Here is a 20,712-nt window from a genome sequence, read left to right as displayed (position 1 = left end):
TCTCCTGCCTTTTGCCTATCAATGACGATCCCAAAAGTAGGGATAACACAATAAAATATGTGGTGAATGATGACGACAAGCTATCTGGTGTTTCCTCAGTTTGATCCCGTGATTTTCTCAATCGGCCCGCTGGCGCTGCACTGGTATGGGCTGATGTATCTGGTGGGTTTTGTATTTGCCATGTGGTTGGCGGTGCGTCGGGCGAATAAACCGGGTAGCGGCTGGACCAAAGATGAAGTCGAAAACCTGCTGTATATGGGGTTCCTTGGGGTCTTCGTCGGCGGGCGTCTGGGTTATGTCCTGTTTTATGCCTTCCCATCATTTCTTGAAAACCCGCTCTATCTTTTCAAAGTCTGGGATGGCGGCATGTCGTTCCACGGCGGCTTAATGGGCGTCATCTGCGTCATGCTGTGGTTCGCTCATCGCACTAAACGCCATTTCTTCCAGGTTGCTGATTTTATTGCCCCTCTGATTCCTTTCGGGTTGGGTGCTGGCCGACTGGGTAACTTCATCAATGGCGAACTGTGGGGACGCGTGACGACGGATACGCCGTGGGCCATGCTGTTTCCTGGCTCGCGCGGCGAAGATATGGCGCTGGCCGTCAGCAACCCGCAATGGCAGGCGATTTTCAATCAGTACGGCATGCTGCCGCGTCATCCTTCCCAACTGTATCAAATGATGTTGGAAGGTGTGGCGCTGTTTATCATTCTGAATCTCTTTATTCGTAAATCTCGGCCGATGGGCAGCGTTTCAGGGCTTTTCCTGATCGGTTATGGCATGTTCCGAATCATTACTGAATTCTTCCGCCAGCCGGATGCGCAACTGGGGCTGTTCGGCGGCCTGTTCAGCATGGGGCAAATTCTGTCTCTGCCGATGGTGATCGCTGGTATTCTGATGATGGTCTGGGCCTACCGCCGTCAGCCTGCACAGCAATAATCCGCCGTCCTTCTTTAATATTTGTGGTGAGGTAGTATGAAACAGTATCTGGATCTGATGAAAAAAGTGCTTGAAGAGGGCACGCCGAAAGCCGACCGTACCGGCACGGGCACGCGTTCTATTTTCGGCCATCAGATGCGTTTCAACTTGCAGGACGGGTTTCCGCTGGTGACCACCAAAAAATGCCACCTGCGTTCGATTATTCATGAGCTGCTCTGGTTCCTGAACGGCGATACCAATGTTGCTTATCTGCATGAAAATAAGGTCAGTATTTGGGATGAATGGGCGGATGAGAACGGTGATTTGGGGCCGGTTTACGGTAAACAGTGGCGTTCATGGGGCGCTGCCGACGGTCGTGAGATCGACCAGTTGAAGAATGTTCTGACCCAGTTGAGACAAGATCCAGATTCTCGCCGTATTATCGTGTCTGCCTGGAACGTGGGTGAGTTGGACAAAATGGCGCTGGCACCGTGCCACGCGTTTTTCCAGTTCTACGTGGCGGATGGCAAACTCTCTTGCCAGCTTTATCAGCGCTCGTGCGATATCTTCCTCGGTCTGCCGTTCAATATCGCCAGCTATGCGCTGCTGGTGCATATGGTGGCGCAGCAGTGCGATCTGGATGTCGGTGATTTCGTCTGGACTGGCGGCGACACGCATCTGTACAACAACCATCTGGAACAGACGCAATTGCAGCTGAGTCGTGAGCCGCGCGCGCTGCCTAAACTAGTGATTAAGCGCCGTCCGGATACGCTGTTCGACTACCGCTTCGAGGACTTTGAAATCGAGGGATACGACCCACATCCCGCCATCAAAGCATCGGTTGCGATCTAAAGCCTCTCTCTATTTTCGAGGGCCGCGTCATGCGGCCCTTTTTGTTATTGCTCTTCGTGCAGCGGACATACTGCTTCCTGAATCTACCGTATGTGAAAATCAATCGTTTCGAATATTGCGATTTTCGTTTATTTCGATTAATGTTTGTTTTAACGATGTCAGTCCTTGGGGCTGATATTGCTACTCTGAAACTTACGAACCGAAGAACGCTGGAATACTTGATGAAAAATACTCCTCTAAATAGTTTGAGCCTTCCGGCTCCAAAAGAAATGGAGGCCGCTATTCGTGGACAAAGGCAGCTTGCAACCTACTTGTCTACGAAGCTGGAAACACAGGAAATTTCGATTCAGGATGCACATGATATTGCCCATCGGATCGAGTTGCCTACCTCAGCACTCACGCTTTTGATGAGCATCCTTGGCGAACTGGCGGCGGGTAATGCTGTCCAGATTGTCCCCGTGCAGGCTGAGTTAACGACACAAGAAGCGGCAAATATTCTGAATGTTTCACGGCCACATATGGTGAAGCTTTTGGAAGAAGGGCATCTTCCTTTCCATAAAACAGGTCGTCATCGCCGCGTGCTTTTTGCTGATTTGATGCAATACAAAGAACAGCGTGAAAGTGAAAGTATGCAAGCCATGCAGGAACTGACAGACCGAAGTCAGGAACTCGGGTTTTACTAATGAATCACTCCCCCTATCCCGTGGTACTTGATGCGTGTGTCATTTATCCATCTTTGCTACGGGATTTGCTCATGCATCTTGGTTTAACAGGGCTATATCAGCCAAAGTGGACGGCACTAATTCAGGAAGAGTGGCAGCGAAATTTGTTGCTAAATAATGCAGACGTAACGATGGATAAGCTCAGGAACATTGAGCATTTGATGAATAAGGCATTACCTGATGCCAATGTGACTGGTTTCGAACAACTTATCCCTGCTCTGGTTTTACCTGATGCGGATGATCGACATGTATTGGCCGCTGCGATACGCGCTAATGCAGAAGTTATCGTCACGGCAAATCTGAAAGATTTTCCAGCAACGGCACTTTCCGAGTTTGCGGTGGAAGCCATGCACCCAGACGAGTTTATTGCCGATTTATTTGATCTCAATTCTGCACTGGTACTTAAAGCCGTTCGAACTTCACGCACAGCTTTCAGAAAGCCTCCATTTGATGTGGACGAGTATCTGGATTGTCTCCTGCGTCAGGGGTTACCTATGACGGTAAAAGAACTGGATGCGTATCGAGCACTGATTTAACGATATACCCTATCAGACGGCGTCTTCCATACAAGCAGGCGCCGTTTTTTCATTGTATTTTCCCTACCTCCCCGCACGCTTTTTCTGTTGTTACACCGTTGCAGTAAAACATTGCGGGCCGCCGCGTATAACGCGGTTAACACGCTGTTTTTACAGATAAGATTCACTATCCTGACGCCATGAAAACAGGGAATCGACAACGGCGAGGGTTCACCTTGCTTGAATTATTGGTGGTGCTGACGATTGTGGCGCTAATGGCGGGGAGCGGCCTGCATGGCTGGATTCAGTATCAGCAGGCAATCCGTCTGGAGCAGAGTGCGCAGCAACTGCTGGACTTTTTGGGGCGGGTTCAGGCGAATGCCTACTGGCATAACGAAACCCGCACAGCGAAGCTCATATCGCAGGGAGAGCTATGGTGCATGGTGGCAGGGCAGAATGAAAAGCAGGCAGAGGAGACGTGCCGTGAGAATCATCCGGGGCAGTTCGTTCGCCGCACGCAGGATGTTGTGCTGACAAAGTTCACAAGCAACGTTTTTACGTTCTTTGGCTTGCGCAACGCGGCACAGGCCGGACATATCTCGTTGTCGAATTCTGCGGGTCAGCTACGCCTCATCATCTCGGTAAGAGGGCGGATACGTCTGTGCAGCGAGGCGCAGGTTGTCCTGGCGATTCCCCTATGCTGAAACCGCTCGTGTTGACACGAACAAAATTGAGGCAACCAAAGCCGAAGTGTAAGCAGCGTGGATTCACTCTGCCGGAAATCCTGCTTGCACTGAGTTTAGGGAGCCTGATTATGCTGTCGGCGGCGCAGTTGTATCCTCTGCTACGCAGTCAAAGCCAGGACAGCGCACAGCTTTTCCGGCTGGAGCAATTGTTCAGTCAGGTGGCGATGGGGGTTGAGAAAGATATTCGTCGGGCCGGTTTTTGTGCGGGAACCTGTCAGGGAAAGGCAATTAGCATAGGGAAGTATCTGGGCGAGGCGGAAAACAGCTGTCTGAATGTTTCTTACGATCTGAACCGAAATGGGGTTTGGGATGGTGGGGAACAGCAGGATGCCGAGTCTTTTGGCTATCGCCTGCGCGGTCGGTCGTTGGAAATTCAGAGCGGGGCGCATAACTGTCAGGGCGACAGATGGGAGAAGCTGTTTGATCCGCAAGAGGTGGTGCTCACGGTGTTCCGGTTACAGCGCCTGTCTGGACAAAATGATGCGGCGTTATATGAATTACAGCTCGCTGGTTATTGGGCCAAACGTCCTGCCGTTCAGCAGCATACCTCCCGCCTTATTCTGGGTCGTAACCAATGAGAAAAGGACACCAGGAGGGAAGTGGAACGCTGGCTATGGTGCTGCTCATCGCCATTATTGGCCTGCTGTTGATGTCCGGTTTGCAACGCCAGCTTGATGCTGCCATTCAGGTGGGGAACGATGAACGGCACTATCTGCGCGCGTTCAATCAGGCATTGTCCTCGCTGAACTGGGGAAGGGGGCAGCGTTGGGGAACGCTAACAGAAAACTGGCAGTGTCAGCGGCTGTCGGCAGAACAGCTTGTGGTGTGTCTGCGTGCGGCCTCGGATGGGGAACAAGGATTACTGCGTGGCGAAGGAACGCTTCCCGCTTCAGCGCGACCGTTGACGTTGTACCAACGGGTATCCTTTTCGGCACTGTCGTCGAACCAGATTGCGATTCAACCATTGGGTAATGGCTGGCTAGATTTTTGTCCTGATAAGGAGGTGACACGCTGTGATGCAACGGAATAACGCGCTGAACAAGAGGATTGTGAGCCATCAATCTGGCTTTAGCCTGCCGGAGACACTGGTGGCGGCGCTTTTGTTTGCCGTGTCGCTGATGGGGCTACTGCAATATCACCAAATCTTGCAGCAGTCATTTCAACACCAGTTGCAGCAGCGTCAGGCCTGGCGATTTGCGATGCAGCAGTTGGAAGCCTATGAAGCGGGTGTGTCGTATGATCCGTTCGCGCTTGGTCATGAAGAATCTCTTAGCAAAAACTGGCAGTTTAGTATGTCAGAGCAGTTCCAGAATGGAGAATGCCGTCAGGTAATGGCAAGAGTCATGACGCCACGCCGCTATCAGGCTACACTAAACCGTTGGTTTTGCCTGTCATCGCCTGTTGGGCAGGCATACTTGGGTAAACTATGAACTATAAATCGTAAGCCGCGGCGAGCAGGAGCCAGAATGTTTAGAATCTATCACTCTAATCAGTTAGATATCTTGAAAAGACTGATGGTTGAGCTGATAAAACGTCAGCCGCTTGCGGATCCCTTCCAGCAGGAAGTGATTTTAGTTCAAAGCCCGGGGATGGCGCAGTGGCTGCAAATTGAACTGGCTGGACACTTCGGGATTGCTGCCAATATTCAATTCCCGCTGCCCGGTGTTTTTTTGTGGAATATGTGTCGCCATGTGCTGCCGGATATTCCAAAAGAAAGTGCCTTCAGCAAGGATGCGATGACGTGGAAGCTTATGCATTTGCTGCCCGATTTGTTGGCTCAGCCTGATTTTGCGGCCCTTAACCACTATTTGCAGGATGACGATAACCAGCGCAAGCTGCATCAGCTTGCTGGACGCGTAGCGGATCTTTTCGATCAATATCTGATTTATCGCCCGGAATGGATCAAGGCATGGCAAGAAGGGAAACAGGTTGACGATCTTGGTGGTAACCAGCTGTGGCAGTCCGCGCTGTGGCGCGCTCTGGTAGATTACACGCGTGAACTGGCGCAGCCCGAATGGCACCATGCGATTCTGTATCAACGCTTTATTACTGCGTTAGAACAGGCAAAAACGTGCCCGAAAGGCCTGCCGCCACGCGTTTTTATCTGCGGTATTTCGGCGTTACCCCCCATCTATTTACAGGCGTTGAACGCGCTGGCGCGTCATATTGATGTGCACCTGCTATTTACCAATCCTTGTCGCCATTACTGGAGTGACATTCAGGATTATAAATTTCTGGCGAAGCTAAAAGCCCGCAACCGCCGCTTACATCGCTTTGATGGCAAACAGACTGATGAAACCCGCCCGCTCTTTCGCGATCCTTCACAGGCAGAAGCATTGTTCAACGACGACGGTAAACAGTCGATTAATAATCCGCTGCTGGCATCGTGGGGAAAGCTGGGGCGCGATAACCTGTATCTACTGGCTGATTTGGATAGCGTGCAGGAGATCGACGCTTTTGTTGAGTCGGATGGCGAAAATCTGCTGCAAACCTTGCAGCGCGACATTCTTGAGCTGGAAGACCACGCGGTAGTGGCCGTCAGTCACGAAACGCAGAACACCAGCATGCAAAAACGCCTGCTGGCTCTCGACGATCGTTCGATCGATTTCCACGCTTGCCATAGCCCGCAGCGTGAAGTGGAAGTGCTTCACGATCGGCTGCTGGCCATGATGGCTGACGATCCTGAACTGATGCCGCGTGATGTCATTGTGATGATGGCAGATATCGACAGCTATACGCCGTTTATTCAGGCGGTGTTTGGCAACGCGCCAGATAACCGCTACCTGCCTTTTGCCATCTCCGATCAGCGTGCGCGACATGTGCATCCCGCCTTGCAGGCGGTAATCAGCCTGCTGGATTTACCGACGAGCCGTTTTACGGCGGAACAGGTTTTGGCATTGCTTGAAGTGCCTGCGTTGGCCGCGCGTTTCGGTATTCAGGAAGAAGGACTACGGCGTCTGCGTCTGTGGGTGGTGGAATCCGGTGTGCGCTGGGGACTGGATGACGACAACGTGCGCGATCTGATGCTGCCGCCAACAGGGCAACATACGTGGCGTTTCGGCCTGACGAGAATGCTGCTGGGCTATGCGATGGACAGTCAGGCCGGCGATTGGCAGGGCGTACTGCCTTATGATGAATCCAGCGGCCTGATTGCCGAACTGGCCGGTCAACTGGCCGAACTGCTGATGCAGATCCATCACTGGCGTCAGCGCCTATCTCAGCCGCGCGTACTTGTCGACTGGCTACCGTTATGTCGAGAGCTGATCGAAACCTTCTTTGACGCTGACAGTGAGACCGAAGCGGCGCTGGCGTTAGTTGAAAAACAGTGGCAGTACGTGATTGGTATGGGCACGATGGCGCATTATCCGCAACAGGTGCCAATCTCCCGGTTACGTGATGAACTGTCGCGGCGTCTCGATCAGGAGCGGCTCAGCCAGCGTTTTCTTGCTGGTTCGATCAATTTTTGTACGCTGATGCCGATGCGTTCCATTCCGTTCAAGGTCGTGTGTTTGTTGGGCATGAATGACGGCGTTTATCCTCGAACGCTGCCACCGCTCGGGTTCGATCTGATGGGGCGGAAAATCAAGCGCGGCGATCGTAGCCGACGTGATGATGACCGCTATCTGTTTCTTGAGGCGCTTCTGTCGGCGCAGCACAAACTCTATATCAGCTATATCGGGCGCTCAATTCAGGATAATACGCGCCGCTATCCTTCCGTATTGGTCAGCGAACTGACGGAATATATCGCGCAAAGTTACGTTCTGCCGGGCGATGAAGCGCTGGATATCGATAGCAGCGCGGAGCGCGTGGTGAAGCACCTTTGCCGCGAACATAGCCGTATGCCTTTTGATGCGAATAACTTCCTGTCTGCACCGCAGCCGTTGAGTTTTGCGGCCGAGTGGCTGGCGGCGGCGAACCGAAAAGGGGAAGCTCAGCCTGATTTCGATCGCGAAGCGCTGTCCGCAAGAGCGAGTGATAGGGATGTCAGCCTGGACGATTTGAAGCGTTTTTATCGTCATCCTGTGCGAGCCTTTTTTCAACTGCGGCTTGGTGTGAGTTTCATGCTGCACAGCGATGAGCTGTTGGATGAAGAGCCCTTTGTGGTTGATAGTCTTAACCGCTATCAATTGAATAGCGAGTTGCTTAATACCTTGATTAATGAAGGCGATACGGAAAAACTGTATCGCCGTGCCAGAGCCGCGGGTGAGTTGCCCTATGGTGCGTTCGGCGAAATTTACTGGCAGGAACAGCAGCAGGAGATGGCGCAGTTGGCTGCGCGTGTGCGTGATGAATTAACGCCGTCGCTGTCGGTGAGTCGGGAAGTGGATATTCTCCTCGACGGTGTACGCGTCAGCGGCTGGCTGAATCAGGTGCAGCCGGATGGTTTGCTGCGCTGGCGTCCCGGCACGCTTTCGATGAAGGATGGCATTACGCTGTGGTTGGAGCATCTGGCCTACTGTGCAACGGGCGGGCAGGGTGAAAGTCGACTGTATGGGCGGGAAGAGACGGCGTGGCGCTTTGCTGTCTTGTCGGAATTGCAGGCCAGAGAACATTTATCTGTCATGCTGGATGGCTATCGTCAAGGAATGAGCAAGCCGCTGTTATTGCTCAATAAAGCGGGGAGTGCCTGGCTGGCTGAATGTTATGATCGCGAAAGCGATAGCCTGCGGTCGGATGAGGAGGCGCAGAACAAAGCGCGCGCCCGTTTACTGCAAGCCTGGCAGGGCAACATGGGAATGCGGGGTGAAGGGGAGGATTATTACCTGCAACGTATTATCCGTGAGTTGGATGAAAAGCGAATGAATGAGGTGATTGAAGCGGCGCAAATCTGGCTACTGCCACCGTTCCGCTCTAATCTGGCGTGATGAGTTTGTTTTGGGTAATGCCCGAGTCGATTTCGAGGTGCGAGAAGATAACGCACTGCAACGTGAAAAGTGATGGATATGAGGTTGGAGAATTGCATGCGTAAACAGTGGGTCTGGATTACCGGGTGGTTTCTTTTATTCACATTCTGGCTTCCGGCGAGTTGGGCTGAGACGGGCTGGCAGCCGCTGGCTCAGACGATTCGAAAAAGCGAAAAAGATCCGCGGCACTATCAGGCGATCAAACTGGATAATGGAATGACCGTTCTGCTGGTTTCCGATCCGCAGGCACCCAAATCGCTGGCATCACTGGCGCTGCCTATTGGCTCGCTGGACGACCCCAATAATCAACTGGGATTAGCGCATTACCTCGAACACATGGTGCTGATGGGATCGAAACGTTACCCAGAACCAGAAGCGCTGTCAGAGTTTTTGAAAAAGCATGGCGGTAGCCACAATGCCAGCACGGCGTCTTATCGCACGGCGTTTTATCTGGAAGTGGAAAATGATGCGCTGCGGCCCGCCGTCGATCGGATGGCGGATGCGATTGCGGAACCGCTGCTCGACCCGGTGAATGCCGATCGCGAACGTAACGCGGTCAATGCGGAATTAACGATGGCGCGTTCGCGTGACGGTCACCGCATGGCGCAGGTGGGAGCAGAGACGCTGAACCCAGCGCACCCGAGCGCGCGTTTTTCGGGGGGCAATCTTGAAACCCTGAGCGATAAACCCAGCAGTAAACTGCATGATGAGCTGGTGAAGTTCTATCAGCAATACTACTCAGCCAACCTGATGAAAGGGGTGATTTACAGCAATCAACCTCTGCCTGAACTGGCGAAACTGGCGGTTGATACCTTCGGGCGTATTCCCAATCACAACGCCAGCGTCCCTGCTGTTACCGTTCCTGTGGCGACGGAAAAGCAGCGTGGCGTAATGATTCACTATGTTCCTGCTCAGCCGAGAAAACAGCTGCGCATTGAGTTTCGCGTCAGCGATATTAGCCAGGAATTTCGCAGCAAGACGGATACCTACATAAGCTATCTGATCGGCAACCGCAGTCAGAATACGCTCTCTGACTGGTTGCAAAAGGAAGGGCTGGTTGAGTCTATCGGGGCGGGTTCTTCGCCGATCATCGACCGTAATGGCGGCATGTTCGCTATTTCAGCCTCGCTGACCGATAAAGGTCTAGCACAGCGTGATGAAGTGATCGCTGCAATATTCCGTTACCTGCAACAAATCCGCACAGAAGGGATTCAGCAGCGCTATTTTGATGAGATCGCGCATGTCCTGGATCTGGATTTCCGCTATCCGTCCATCAGCCGTGATATGGACTACATCGAATGGCTGGTGGATACCATGCTGAGCGTGCCGGTCGAACATACTCTGGATGCGCAGTATGTCGCCGATCGCTACGATCCGAAAGCTATCGCCGCACGACTGGACGAGATGACGCCGCAGAATGCGCGCGTCTGGGTCATCAGCCCGAATGAGCCGCATAATAAAGTGGCCTATTTTGTCGATGCGCCGTACGAGATGAATAAAATCCCGTCAGCCACATTTGCAAAATGGAAAACGCTGGGGCAGAAAATGTCACTGTCGTTGCCGACGATCAACCCCTATATCCCGGATGATTTCTCCCTGATCAAAGCCGATAAGGCGATCGCTAAACCGACACTTCTGCTGAATCAGCCGGGGCTGCGCGTGCTTTATATGCCAAGCCACTACTTCGCTGATGAGCCGAAAGCGGAAATCACGCTGTTCCTGCGTAATCAGGAAGCGCGCAGTACCGCCCGTAATCAGGTACTGTTTGCGTTAAACGATTATCTGGCAGGTCTGGCGCTGGATGAACTCAGCTATCAGGCTTCGATCGGCGGCATCAGTTTCTCCACCCGCAGCAATGATGGTCTGGTGATTAGCGCCAATGGTTATACCCAACATTTGCCACGATTGCTGCTGACGTTGGCGGATGGCTACGCCTCCTTTACCTCGACGGAAGCACAGTTGGAGCAGGCAAAGTCCTGGTACATACAGCAATTGGATGCGGTAGAGAAATCAAAAGCCTTTGAACAGGCGTTACAGCCGGTTCAGGCGATATCGCAATTGCCTTACTTTGAGCGCGCAGAACGTCGTAGCCTGCTGAAGGATATCCGTTTACAGGACGTGGTTAACTACCGTAAAGACCTGCTGCAAAAAGCCACGCCGGAAATGCTGGTCGTCGGCAATCTGGCACCAGAACGAGTTACCGAGCTGGCGAATATGCTGAAGGCGCATCTGAAGGCTGGTGGCGAGAATCTGTCGCGTAGCGATGATGTCAAAGTCAGTAAGCCGCAGCTTGCTAATCTGCAACGCCCGGGCAGCAGCACGGATTCTGCGTTAGCAGCAGTGTATGTACCGACGGGGTATTCGGAAACGGAAAGCATGGCGTATAGCTCGGTGCTGGGGCAGATCGTTCAGCCTTGGTTCTACAGCCAACTGAGAACGGAAGAGCAACTGGGTTACGCGGTGTTTGCCTTCCCAACGACGATCGGCCGACAGATGGGCATTGCCTTCCTGCTGCAAAGCAACAGCAAACAGCCTGCTTATCTGTATCAGCGCTATGAAGATTTTTACCTGAAAGCGCAAAAACGACTGCGTGAAATGAGTGAAGAAGAGTTCACGCAGTATAAGCAAGGCGTGATGAATGAACTGAATCAGCGCCCGCAAACCTTAGGTGAAGAGGCTAGCCGACTGCGTAAAGATCTGGATCAGGAAAACTTTGCTTTTGACTCGCGTGAGAAACTGCTCGAACAAATCAAACCGCTGACGGTCACGCAACTGGCAGACTTCTTCCAGAAAGCGCTGAAGCCTGAAGGGCTGGCGATTCTGTCGCAGGTGTCCGGTAGCCATCATGGTAAAGCGGACTATGCCGCACCGAAGGGATGGCACACCTACGCGGATGCGTCTTCATTGCAGAAAACGTTACCGCGTGAGAAAGCGCCTACGATGATCCCTGCGCCAGCAGCATCGACAGCGGTCGGTAAGGTTTCAGCAGAATGAAAAATGCCGCGCCGCAATCATTAGACGTTATGACGTTGCCGCTCCTCGGGGAGCGGTTGATTGAGGCGTCGGCCGGAACGGGGAAAACCTATACGCTGGCTGCGCTTTACCTGCGCCTGCTGCTGGGGCTGGGGAAACAAGCCGCGTATCCACGTCCACTACTGGTCGAGGAAATTCTGGTTGTGACCTTTACGGAGGCGGCGACCGAAGAATTGCGGGAGCGTATTCGTGCCAGAATTCACGCGTTGCGCATCGCCTGCCTGCGTAAAAGCGCGCAGGGTGAAGAAGCAGATAAGCCTAAAGATACGTCGCTAGCGCAGCTGCTGGCGGAGATTTCGGATCACCGCGATGCGGCCGACGTATTGCTGGCGGCCGAACGCCAAATGGATGAAGCGGCGATCTACACGATCCACGGCTTCTGCCAGCGTATGCTCAGTACCAATGCGTTTGAATCCGGCGTGCTTTTCGAACAGGTGCTGATAGAAGATGAACAGCCGCTGCGCCGCCAGGCCTGTGCCGACTTTTGGCGTCGTTATTGCTATCCGTTGCCAGTAGAGGTCGCACGTATTGTCGGTCTGGAGTGGAAAGGGCCGGAAAACCTGCTGGCCGATCTGGCTCCCTATCTGCACGGTGAAGCGCCTGTGTTTCGCTTGCCGCCAGAAGAGGGCGAAACGTTGCAGAGCCGCCATGAGAAGATCGTGGCGACGATCGACGCGTACAAACAACGCTGGCTGGCGTCAGCCGCGGACCTGGAAGTGTTGATTAGTGCTTCTGGCGTCGATAAACGCAGCTACAGCAGTAAGCATCTTCCCAACTGGCTACAGAAAGTCACGCTGTGGGCAGAGCAGCCGACGCTGGATTACCAACTGCCGAAAGATCTGGTGAGATTTGCCCAGCAAACGCTAATCGAGAAAACGAAGAAAGGCGAACCGCCTGTTCATACTCTCTTTGAGGAGACCGAACGGCTGCTTGAAGCGCCGCTGTCGCTGCGCGATTTAGTCATTGTTCGCGCGCTGTCGGCGATCCGCGAGTCGGTGAGTGAGGAAAAACGGCAGCGAGCAGAGCTTGGGTTTGACGATTTGCTGAGTCGTTTGGATGTTGCGTTGCAACAGCCTGGCGGGGAACAGCTTGCCAGCGCCATTCGCGAACGTTATCCGGTGGCGATGATCGATGAATTTCAGGATACCGACCCCCAACAGTACCGTATTTTCCGAACGCTGTACGTCGGGCAGTCGCAGTGTGGGCTGCTGCTGATCGGTGACCCTAAGCAGGCTATTTATGCGTTTCGCGGTGCGGATATTTTTACCTATATGCACGCACGCGGAGAAGTGGCCGCGCATTATACGCTGGGTACGAACTGGCGCTCGTCGCACCAGATGGTACGCGGCGTTAACCGCTTGTTTGAACGTCTGGAAAATCCTTTTATTTTCCAAAATATCCCTTTTCTGCCAGTCAAGCCTGCTGAGTCCAAGCGCGGTTTGGTGTTTGAGGTTGCGGGGCAGCCTCAGCCTGCGCTGCAATTCTGGCTAACGGGTTCAGAACCGATTGGCGTAGGTGATTATCAACAGCAGATGGCGCGTCAGTGTGCGGCGCAGATTCGTGACTGGCTGGCTGCCAGTCAGCGCAATGAAGCCTGGCTGGTTACTGATGACTCCCGCCGTTTGGTCAGGGCATCTGACATGAGTGTGCTGGTGCGTAGCCGGCGTGAAGCCTCGCTGATTCGTGACGCGCTGAGCCGTTTGTCCATTCCCTCTGTATATCTGTCCAATCGCGACAGCGTATTCAGCACGCCGGAAGCCAGCGATATGTTGTGGCTGTTGCAGGCGGTGCTGGCACCGGAACAGGAGCGCACGTTACGCAGTGCGATGGCGACGGCTCTGATGGGGCTGGATGCTGAACAGGTTGATGCATTAGGGCAAAGCGAAGCCGCATGGGATGCGTTGGTCGATGAATTTGCAGGCTACCGTGCTCTGTGGCGTCAGCGTGGCGTGCTGCCGATGCTGCGGGCGTTGATGAGTCAACATCAACTGGCGGAGAACCTTCTAGCGAGTGCGGAGGGCGAACGCCGGATTACCGATATTTTGCACATCGGTGAATTATTGCAGGATGCCTCGGCAACGCTTGATAGCGAACATGCGCTGGTACGCTGGCTATCACAACAGATTGTCCAACCTAATCCGCAGGCAGAGAATCAGCAGCTACGTTTGGAAAGCGATCGTCACCTGGTGCAGATCGTGACGATCCATAAATCGAAAGGGCTCGAATACCCGCTGGTGTGGCTGCCTTTCATCAGTAACTTCCGCGTGCAGGATCAGGGAATTTATCACGATCGCGAGAGCTATCAGGCCGTGTTGGATCTGCAAAATAATGAAGAAAGCCAGACCCTGGCAGAAGAAGAGAGGCTGGCAGAAGATTTACGTTTGCTGTATGTCGCGCTGACCCGTTCTATCTACCACTGTAGCGTGGGCGTCGCGCCGGTTCAGCGGTCGCGTAAGAAAGATGGCAGCAGCGATATGCACCAGAGCGCGCTGGGCTATTTACTCCAGCGCGGTAAAGAAGCCGAGGCTGCCACGTTAGTCAACGAGCTGGAAGGCATGGTTGGCGACGGTATCGCATTAACACCGCTACAGGCAACGGAAGAACAGCGTTGGCAGCCGGATAGACCGGAATTGGCAGAGCTGCGGGCTCGCTACATCGAACGTCAGTTGCGCGACGGCTGGCGAGTAACGAGCTATTCGGGGCTTCAGCATCAGGGCTCTGCAAGCGCACAAGATCTGGTGCCGCGTCTGGATATCGAAGCGATAGGCGAGCGTCAGGAAGCGGACGAAACCCAACTGACCCCGCATACGTTCCCGCGCGGCGCGAGTCCGGGAACGTTTTTGCATAGCCTGTTTGAAACGCTGGATTTCACTCAGCCCGTTGAGGATGACTGGCTGGCCGAGCAGTTACAGCTACAGGGATTTGAAGCGCACTGGCATCCGGTATTGAAGACGTGGATGGATACGCTGTTGCATACGTCGCTTAACGAGCAAGGGATTATGCTGTCATCGCTGGATAACGCAGATAAGCAGGCCGAATTACAGTTCTATATACCGATTGATGCGCCAATACAGGCGGCGCAGCTCGATCGGTTGGCAAAGAATCACGATCCGCTATCTGCGCGGTGTCCGGCGCTCTCTTTTCAGCAGGTTAAAGGCATGCTGAAAGGGTTTATCGATCTGGTGTTCCGCTGGGAAGGGCGTTATTACCTGCTGGACTATAAGTCCAACTGGCTCGGCCCTGATGCCAGCGCGTACACTCAAACGGCCATGATGCAGTCGATGGCCGAACATCGCTATGACTTGCAATACCAGCTCTACACGCTGGCTTTGCACCGCTATCTGCGTCACCGGATTGCGGATTATGACTATGAGCGCCATTTTGGCGGGGTGTTTTATCTGTTTTTACGCGGCGTTGAAGTGTCTCACCCCGGCAATGGCATCTTTGCCTGTCGTCCCTCTGCTGAATTTGTTTTTGGGCTGGATGCGCTCTTTAAGGGAAAGACGCCTGACGATGCTGATACAGGAATTCCCTCATGATTGTGTTACTTGAAACGGCACTGGCGCGGCGGTTACTGCGCCCGCTGGATGTTCAGTTCGCCAGAATGCTGGCGGATGAGACAACGCCCGATCTGCTGTTGACCGCGGCCTGCCTGAGTGCACATTCGGGCGCGGGGCACGTGTGTTTGCCGCTGGAGAACTTGCAGGCGCAGACGCTGTTTGACGGCCGCGAGCCTGAGCTGGCACAACAGCTACTCACGGAGGCAGGGCTAAACACGGTTGCCGCATGGCGGCAGCGCTTACTGGCGTCCGATGCCGTCAGCGACGGAAGCCAGCCGACGCCGTTGGTGTTGCAAGGAGAAAAGCTGTACTTACAGCGTAGCTGGCAGAGTGAAGGCCGCGTGGCGCGGTTTATCGCCAGCGAGCGCGATACAGTCCTCGTCGATGAACCCGCGATCCGAGCGGTTCTTGATCGGCTGTTTCCTGACGTGGGCGAAGAGGTTAACTGGCAGAAGGTCGCTGCGGCTGTCGCCTTGACGCGCCGCATTGCGGTGATTTCCGGCGGGCCGGGAACGGGGAAAACCACGACGGTGGCCAAATTGCTGGCGGCGCTAATTGAGCTGAATACGGGAGAGACGTTACGTATTCAACTGGCTGCGCCGACTGGGAAAGCGGCTGCGCGGCTCACGGAGTCGCTAGGGCAGGCTCTGCACCGTCTAGCGGTGGATCCTTTGTTGCGGGATGCGTTTCCGCAGGAAGCGACAACCCTGCATCGGCTTTTGGGGGCGGTGACAGACAGTCAGCGCCTGCGTCACCATCAGGACAACCCGCTACATTTGGATGTGCTGATTGTGGATGAGGCGTCGATGGTCGATCTGCCGATGATGGCGAATGTGATCGCTGCGCTTCCGCCACACGCCAGAATTATCTTTCTGGGTGACCGCGATCAACTGGCGTCCGTCGAGGCGGGGGCGGTGTTGGGCGATATCTGTCGTTTTGCCGAGGTTGGCTATAGCCGCGCGCGGGCGCAGCAATTGCAGCGGCTGACGGGTTGTAAGCTGGATGAAAGTGGTCCTGAAGGACAGACGACGGTCAGTGACAGTATCTGTCTATTGCGCCGGAGCTACCGTTTCGATCCGCATTCCGGTATTGGCCAACTGGCGCTGGCGGTGAACGACGGTGATGACGCTCGTGTGCGTTCTGTGTTAAACGGCGAGTTTGCCGATATTACCTGTAGCCCGTTAACCGCGGCTGAGGAGTATCAGGCCATGCTGGCACAGTGTGTCGAAGGGTATCGTGATTATCTACAGCTTGTGGCGGCGGGAGCCACGCCGGACGCTGTGCTGCTTGCTTTCCAGCGCTATCGCCAACTGTGCGCATTGCGCGAAGGGTCATTTGGCGTAGCAGGGCTGAATCAGCGCATTGAGCAGGCTTTGCATCAGGCTGGGCTGATTCAGCGTAGCCGTAATCCGCTTAACCGCTGGTATCTCGGCCGACCGGTCATGATTGAACGTAACGATGCCGCATTAGGCCTGTTCAATGGGGATATCGGTATCGCCATGATGGGAGGAAGCGGTGAGCTGCGCGTATTTTTCCCGTTGCCAAATGGCGAAACCAAAGACGTTACGCCAAGCCGTCTGCCGCCGCATGACACCGCCTATGCGATGACAGTGCATAAATCGCAGGGATCGGAGTTTGATCATACGGCGCTGGTGCTGCCGAACCACTATTTACCGGTGCTGACGCGGGAGCTGGTGTATACCGCCATCACGCGTGCGCGCCAGCGTTTGTCACTCTATACCGATGTCCGCATTCTCTGCCGGGCGGTGAAAACGCCAACGCAGCGCTATAGCGGCTTGGAAGAGAGAATTAGCGCATTAATGGTGCGCTCTTCTGCTAGTAAGATGCCATTCAGTTAGGGAAGTACGATACGCTGCGGGTGTGAATTGCGTTGACAAATTGGCATGATATCCCTGTCTGATGGCTTATTGAAATGAACAACGTGAGCGGTGAGTTTGGCAAGCGGCCATAAGCGGATAAAAATAGCGTAGCCGATTTTGCGATCGGCCACGAGAAGTGTTATCGAGTGGAATAACTCAGAGATCCAGCACCAGAATCTTCGAGCGACGCTGGTAGTTATACAGCGCCTGCTTTTTCTTCGGCAGCATTTCCACTTCGGCGGGTAAAAAGCCGCGTTCCTGGAACCAGTGGATGCTGTGCGTCGTCAGTACAAACAGCTTTTTCAGACCCTGCTGACGTGCCTGAGCGGCAACGCGTAGTAACAGCATATCGCCGCGTGATGAGCTGCGGTAATCTGGGTGAACCGCGACGCAGGCCATTTCGCCAATGCTCTCTTCTGGAAACGGATAAAGCGCGGCGCAGGCGATAGTCAGGTTATCGCGTACCACGACAGTAAATTTGTCGATCTCCATTTCCAACTGCTCGCGCGAGCGTCTGACCAGAATGCCTTGCTCTTCCAGCGGGCGAATCAGCTCCAGAATACCGCCAATGTCATTGATGGTCGCACGGCGAACCTGCTCGGCGCTTTCCATCACGATCTGCGTACCGATTCCGTCGCGTGAGAACAGTTCCTGCAACAGCGCACCGTCGTCCTGATAGCTGATCAGGTGGCTGCGGCGCACACCGCTACGGCAGGCTTTGACCGCGCCGCGCAGGAACCGGACCGTACCCGAATGGTAATCACCAGCCTGTTCCAGTGCATCAATACGCTGCTGCGCATCGTCGGGGAACAGCTCGGAAATGATGTTGCCTTCTTCATTGGTCACGCCCTGCGAGGAGCAGAAACCGATCATCTTTTCCGCTTTCAGCTTAATAGCGAGCTGGGTTGCAACCTCTTCCGAGGTTAAATTGAAACTTTCACCGGTGACTGAAACCGCAACCGGGCCGAGCAGCACAATCGCGCCGCTATTCAACTGGCGGTGAACCGCTTCTTCATCAATACGACGAATACGGCCACTGTGGCAGTAGTCCACGCCGTCATCCACGCCAAGCGGCTGCGCGATAATAAAATTACCGCTGACGACATTAATGTGGGCACCTTGCAGGGGCGTGTTGTTCAGGCTCATCGACAGCCGAGCGGTGATATCCAACTGCAGCATTCCCGCCGCCTGTTTGACCAGCTCCAGCGTGGCGCTGTCGGTGATACGGGTGTTTTTATGGTAGTGAGGCTCATAGTGATGCGTTGTCAGGTTGGCGTCGATCTGGGGGCGAGCACCATAAACCACCACCAGCTTGATCCCCAGACTGTGTAGCAGCCCGATATCATTTACGATGCTAGAGAAGTTGGCATGTTCAATGGCTTCGCCACCTAACATGATGACAAACGTTTTGCCACGGTGGGCATTGATATAGGGAACTGAATGGCGGAAGCCCTGAACCAGTTCTGTACTCCGTTCCTTCACTACGAGCCCTCTTTGCATTTTTATTCGTAATTTCTGTATTTTTATTCTTTATGACGTAAAAGGCAAGAGGAAGTATTAACCAGAAAAGCGAGGTTAATGCTTCAAATTTATGATATCCGCCTGTTATAAGGCCTCCACAGGATTTTTGCATGACAGCGTGGAGCAGATTCGTTAAAGTTTTTGACAATTTTTACCTTTATTCATTTTTAATGACCTATCCAGTGCATTGGCAACACAACGGCACAGGATAGCGCACAGCAATCAGATCGGAGTGGCATGTCTCATTCGAATCATCGTTTGACTCGACGGCGTCTATTACAAACCGCAGCAGCAACCTGGCTGTTAAGCGTAAGTGGTGTAGGGATAGCGGCGACGACACAGGTCGTTGCCGTGCGCGTCTGGCCGTCTTCTTCCTATACCCGCGTCACGCTGGAATCCAATCACCCGCTGAAATATAAACAGTTTAGTCTGAGTAATCCTGAACGCATCGTGGTGGATATCGAAAATGTTCATCTGAACAGCGTGCTGAAGGAGATCGCCAGCCAGTTTAAGCCAGATAACGACGCCCTGATTAAAGAAGCGCGTATCGGCCAGTTTGATAAAACCACGGTGCGCTTGGTGTTGGAGCTCAAGCAGCAGGCGACGACCAAGGTCTTTACGCTGGGGCCAGTGGCCGAGTTCAAACACCGACTGGTGCTGGATTTGTATCCTGCCGCAGGGCGCTACGATAACGAAGACGATCCGCTGCTGGCGCTGTTGGAGGATTACAACAAAGGCGATCTGGAACGTACGCTGCCGGCAGAAGCGCCTAAAGCGGGGAAAGCCGGACGGGATCGTCCGCTAATTATCATGCTCGACCCCGGTCACGGCGGTGAAGATCCCGGCGCGATTGGCAAGAATAAAACGCGCGAGAAAGACATCGTGCTGCAAATCGCTCGCCGCTTGCGCAAGCTGATCGACAACGAATCCAACATGAAAGCCTATATGACGCGCAATGAAGATGTATTCATTCCGCTGCGCGTAAGGGTGGCGAAAGCGCGCAAGCAGCGTGCCGATCTGTTTATTTCTATTCATGCTGATGCGTTTACCAATCGATCGGCAAGAGGATCGTCGGTTTTTGCCCTCTCGAAAAAAGGGGCAACCAGCACCGCTGCCAGATTTCTGGCAGAGACCCAGAACGAATCGGATTTGATCGGTGGCGTGAGCATGAGTGGCGACCGCTATCTGGATCACACCATGTTCGATCTGGTGCAGACCGTGACGATTGGCGATAGCCTGAAATTTGGTAAAGAGATCCTGACCCGGCTGGGCAAGGTGAATCGTCTGCACAAAAACAGCGTCGATCAGGCCGGGTTTGCAGTACTGAAAGCCCCAGATATCCCCTCTGTTCTGGTTGAGACGGCCTTTATCAGTAATCTGGAAGAAGAGCGTAAGCTGCGCACTAGCCATTTCCAGCAGCAAATTGCGGAATCCATTTTTGCAGGCATTAAAGCCTACTTTGCCAGTCAGGCTGAGCGGTAGTTGATGTTGCAGATATAGAACGCACGATGACCGCGCCTAGCTGGCGCGGTTCAGAGGGAATGAGGTCTGGGGCATGGTACGTAGAAGCAGATAGTACGTAGAAACAGATAGTTCGTAGAAGCAGATAGTATGTAGAAACAGATAATGCGTAGAAAACAAAAAAGCACCTGTTAAGGTGCTTTATCGCGCAGTTCTTAATTTAAAGAACCTTAATTGGTTGCGGGGGCCGGATTCGAACCGACGACCTTCGGGTTATGAGCCCGACGAGCTACCAGGCTGCTCCACCCCGCGTCCGTAATGACTTATTTTTACTGCTTTCACATCTCTTGATGGACGACTCACACCAATTGGTTGCGGGGGCCGGATTCGAACCGACGACCTTCGGGTTATGAGCCCGACGAGCTACCAGGCTGCTCCACCCCGCGTCCGTAATGACTTATTTTTACTGCTTTCACATCTCTTGATGGACGACTCACACCAATTGGTTGCGGGGGCCGGATTCGAACCGACGACCTTCGGGTTATGAGCCCGACGAGCTACCAGGCTGCTCCACCCCGCGTCCGTGGATGCGCACTATACTCG

14 protein-coding genes and 3 tRNA genes are annotated in these 20,712 nt (G+C 53.8%); 13 read left to right on the top strand and 4 right to left on the bottom strand.

The window, feature by feature from the left end; all coding sequences use genetic code 11:
• The first annotated feature begins 69 nt into the window (after positions 1-69).
• The 12 genes from lgt to recD all read left to right on the top strand — a co-directional run bounded on the left by lgt (position 70) and on the right by recD (position 17,106).
• A complete protein-coding gene (gene lgt / locus IG609_RS15590) occupies positions 70-936 on the top strand; it encodes a prolipoprotein diacylglyceryl transferase (RefSeq protein WP_193398010.1) in 867 nt (288 codons plus the stop codon).
• 36 nt (positions 937-972) lie between these two features.
• A complete protein-coding gene (gene thyA / locus IG609_RS15585; protein ID WP_193397971.1) occupies positions 973-1,767 on the top strand; it encodes a thymidylate synthase in 795 nt (264 codons plus the stop codon).
• Between the two features lie 221 nt (positions 1,768-1,988).
• The gene (locus IG609_RS15580) at positions 1,989-2,450 is read left to right on the top strand and encodes a helix-turn-helix domain-containing protein (RefSeq protein WP_193397972.1); all 462 of its coding nucleotides are present in this window, start codon (positions 1,989-1,991) and stop codon (positions 2,448-2,450) included.
• Between the two features lie 71 nt (positions 2,451-2,521).
• Entirely contained in the window at positions 2,522-3,025 is a 504-nt protein-coding gene (locus IG609_RS15575; protein WP_235204923.1) for a PIN domain-containing protein, read from the top strand.
• A gap of 179 nt (positions 3,026-3,204) precedes the next feature.
• The gene (locus IG609_RS15570) at positions 3,205-3,708 is read left to right on the top strand and encodes a prepilin peptidase-dependent protein (RefSeq protein ID WP_193397973.1); all 504 of its coding nucleotides are present in this window, start codon (positions 3,205-3,207) and stop codon (positions 3,706-3,708) included.
• Positions 3,702-4,328, top strand: a complete 627-nt coding sequence (locus IG609_RS15565) for a prepilin peptidase-dependent protein (protein WP_193397974.1) — start codon at positions 3,702-3,704, stop codon at positions 4,326-4,328. Before IG609_RS15570 ends, IG609_RS15565 begins: the two co-directional genes overlap by 7 nt.
• On the top strand, positions 4,325-4,780 hold the full coding sequence (locus IG609_RS15560; RefSeq protein WP_226374262.1) for a YgdB family protein: 456 nt from the start codon (positions 4,325-4,327) through the stop codon (positions 4,778-4,780). The genes IG609_RS15565 and IG609_RS15560 overlap by 4 nt, the downstream gene beginning before the upstream one ends.
• Positions 4,767-5,180 (top strand): prepilin-type N-terminal cleavage/methylation domain-containing protein, encoded by a 414-nt coding sequence (locus tag IG609_RS15555; RefSeq protein ID WP_193398011.1) that lies wholly within the window; start codon positions 4,767-4,769, stop codon positions 5,178-5,180. Before IG609_RS15560 ends, IG609_RS15555 begins: the two co-directional genes overlap by 14 nt.
• A 36-nt stretch (positions 5,181-5,216) precedes the next feature.
• Complete coding sequence (recC, locus tag IG609_RS15550) at positions 5,217-8,615, top strand: exodeoxyribonuclease V subunit gamma (protein WP_193397975.1); 3,399 nt, start codon at positions 5,217-5,219, stop codon at positions 8,613-8,615.
• A gap of 96 nt (positions 8,616-8,711) precedes the next feature.
• Positions 8,712-11,648, top strand: a complete 2,937-nt coding sequence (gene ptrA, locus IG609_RS15545; RefSeq protein WP_193397976.1) for a pitrilysin — start codon at positions 8,712-8,714, stop codon at positions 11,646-11,648.
• The gene (recB, locus tag IG609_RS15540; protein ID WP_193401142.1) at positions 11,645-15,226 is read left to right on the top strand and encodes an exodeoxyribonuclease V subunit beta; all 3,582 of its coding nucleotides are present in this window, start codon (positions 11,645-11,647) and stop codon (positions 15,224-15,226) included. The genes ptrA and recB overlap by 4 nt, the downstream gene beginning before the upstream one ends.
• A complete protein-coding gene (recD, locus tag IG609_RS15535) occupies positions 15,223-17,106 on the top strand; it encodes an exodeoxyribonuclease V subunit alpha (RefSeq protein WP_193401144.1) in 1,884 nt (627 codons plus the stop codon). Before recB ends, recD begins: the two co-directional genes overlap by 4 nt.
• Positions 17,107-17,283: 177 nt before the next feature.
• Here the strand turns inward: recD and argA are convergent, their stop codons facing one another.
• Positions 17,284-18,627 carry an amino-acid N-acetyltransferase gene (argA, locus tag IG609_RS15530; protein WP_193397979.1) on the bottom strand — a complete coding sequence of 448 codons (1,344 nt, stop codon included), beginning with the start codon at positions 18,625-18,627 and terminating at the stop codon, positions 17,284-17,286.
• 258 nt (positions 18,628-18,885) lie between these two features.
• Between argA and amiC the strand changes: the two genes are divergently transcribed.
• A complete protein-coding gene (gene amiC, locus IG609_RS15525; protein WP_193397980.1) occupies positions 18,886-20,130 on the top strand; it encodes an N-acetylmuramoyl-L-alanine amidase AmiC in 1,245 nt (414 codons plus the stop codon).
• 214 nt (positions 20,131-20,344) lie between these two features.
• Here the strand turns inward: amiC and IG609_RS15520 are convergent.
• The 3 genes from IG609_RS15520 to IG609_RS15510 all read right to left on the bottom strand — a co-directional run bounded on the left by IG609_RS15520 (position 20,345) and on the right by IG609_RS15510 (position 20,689).
• Positions 20,345-20,421, bottom strand: a tRNA-Met gene (locus tag IG609_RS15520).
• 57 nt (positions 20,422-20,478) lie between these two features.
• Positions 20,479-20,555 (bottom strand) — tRNA-Met (locus IG609_RS15515).
• Between the two features lie 57 nt (positions 20,556-20,612).
• A tRNA-Met gene (locus IG609_RS15510) sits at positions 20,613-20,689 on the bottom strand.
• Positions 20,690-20,712: the final 23 nt, after the last annotated feature.

Source organism: Pectobacterium quasiaquaticum, assembly GCF_014946775.2.
Lineage (GTDB): Bacteria > Pseudomonadota > Gammaproteobacteria > Enterobacterales > Enterobacteriaceae > Pectobacterium > Pectobacterium aquaticum.
This window is presented reverse-complemented; position numbering and strand designations above follow the sequence as displayed.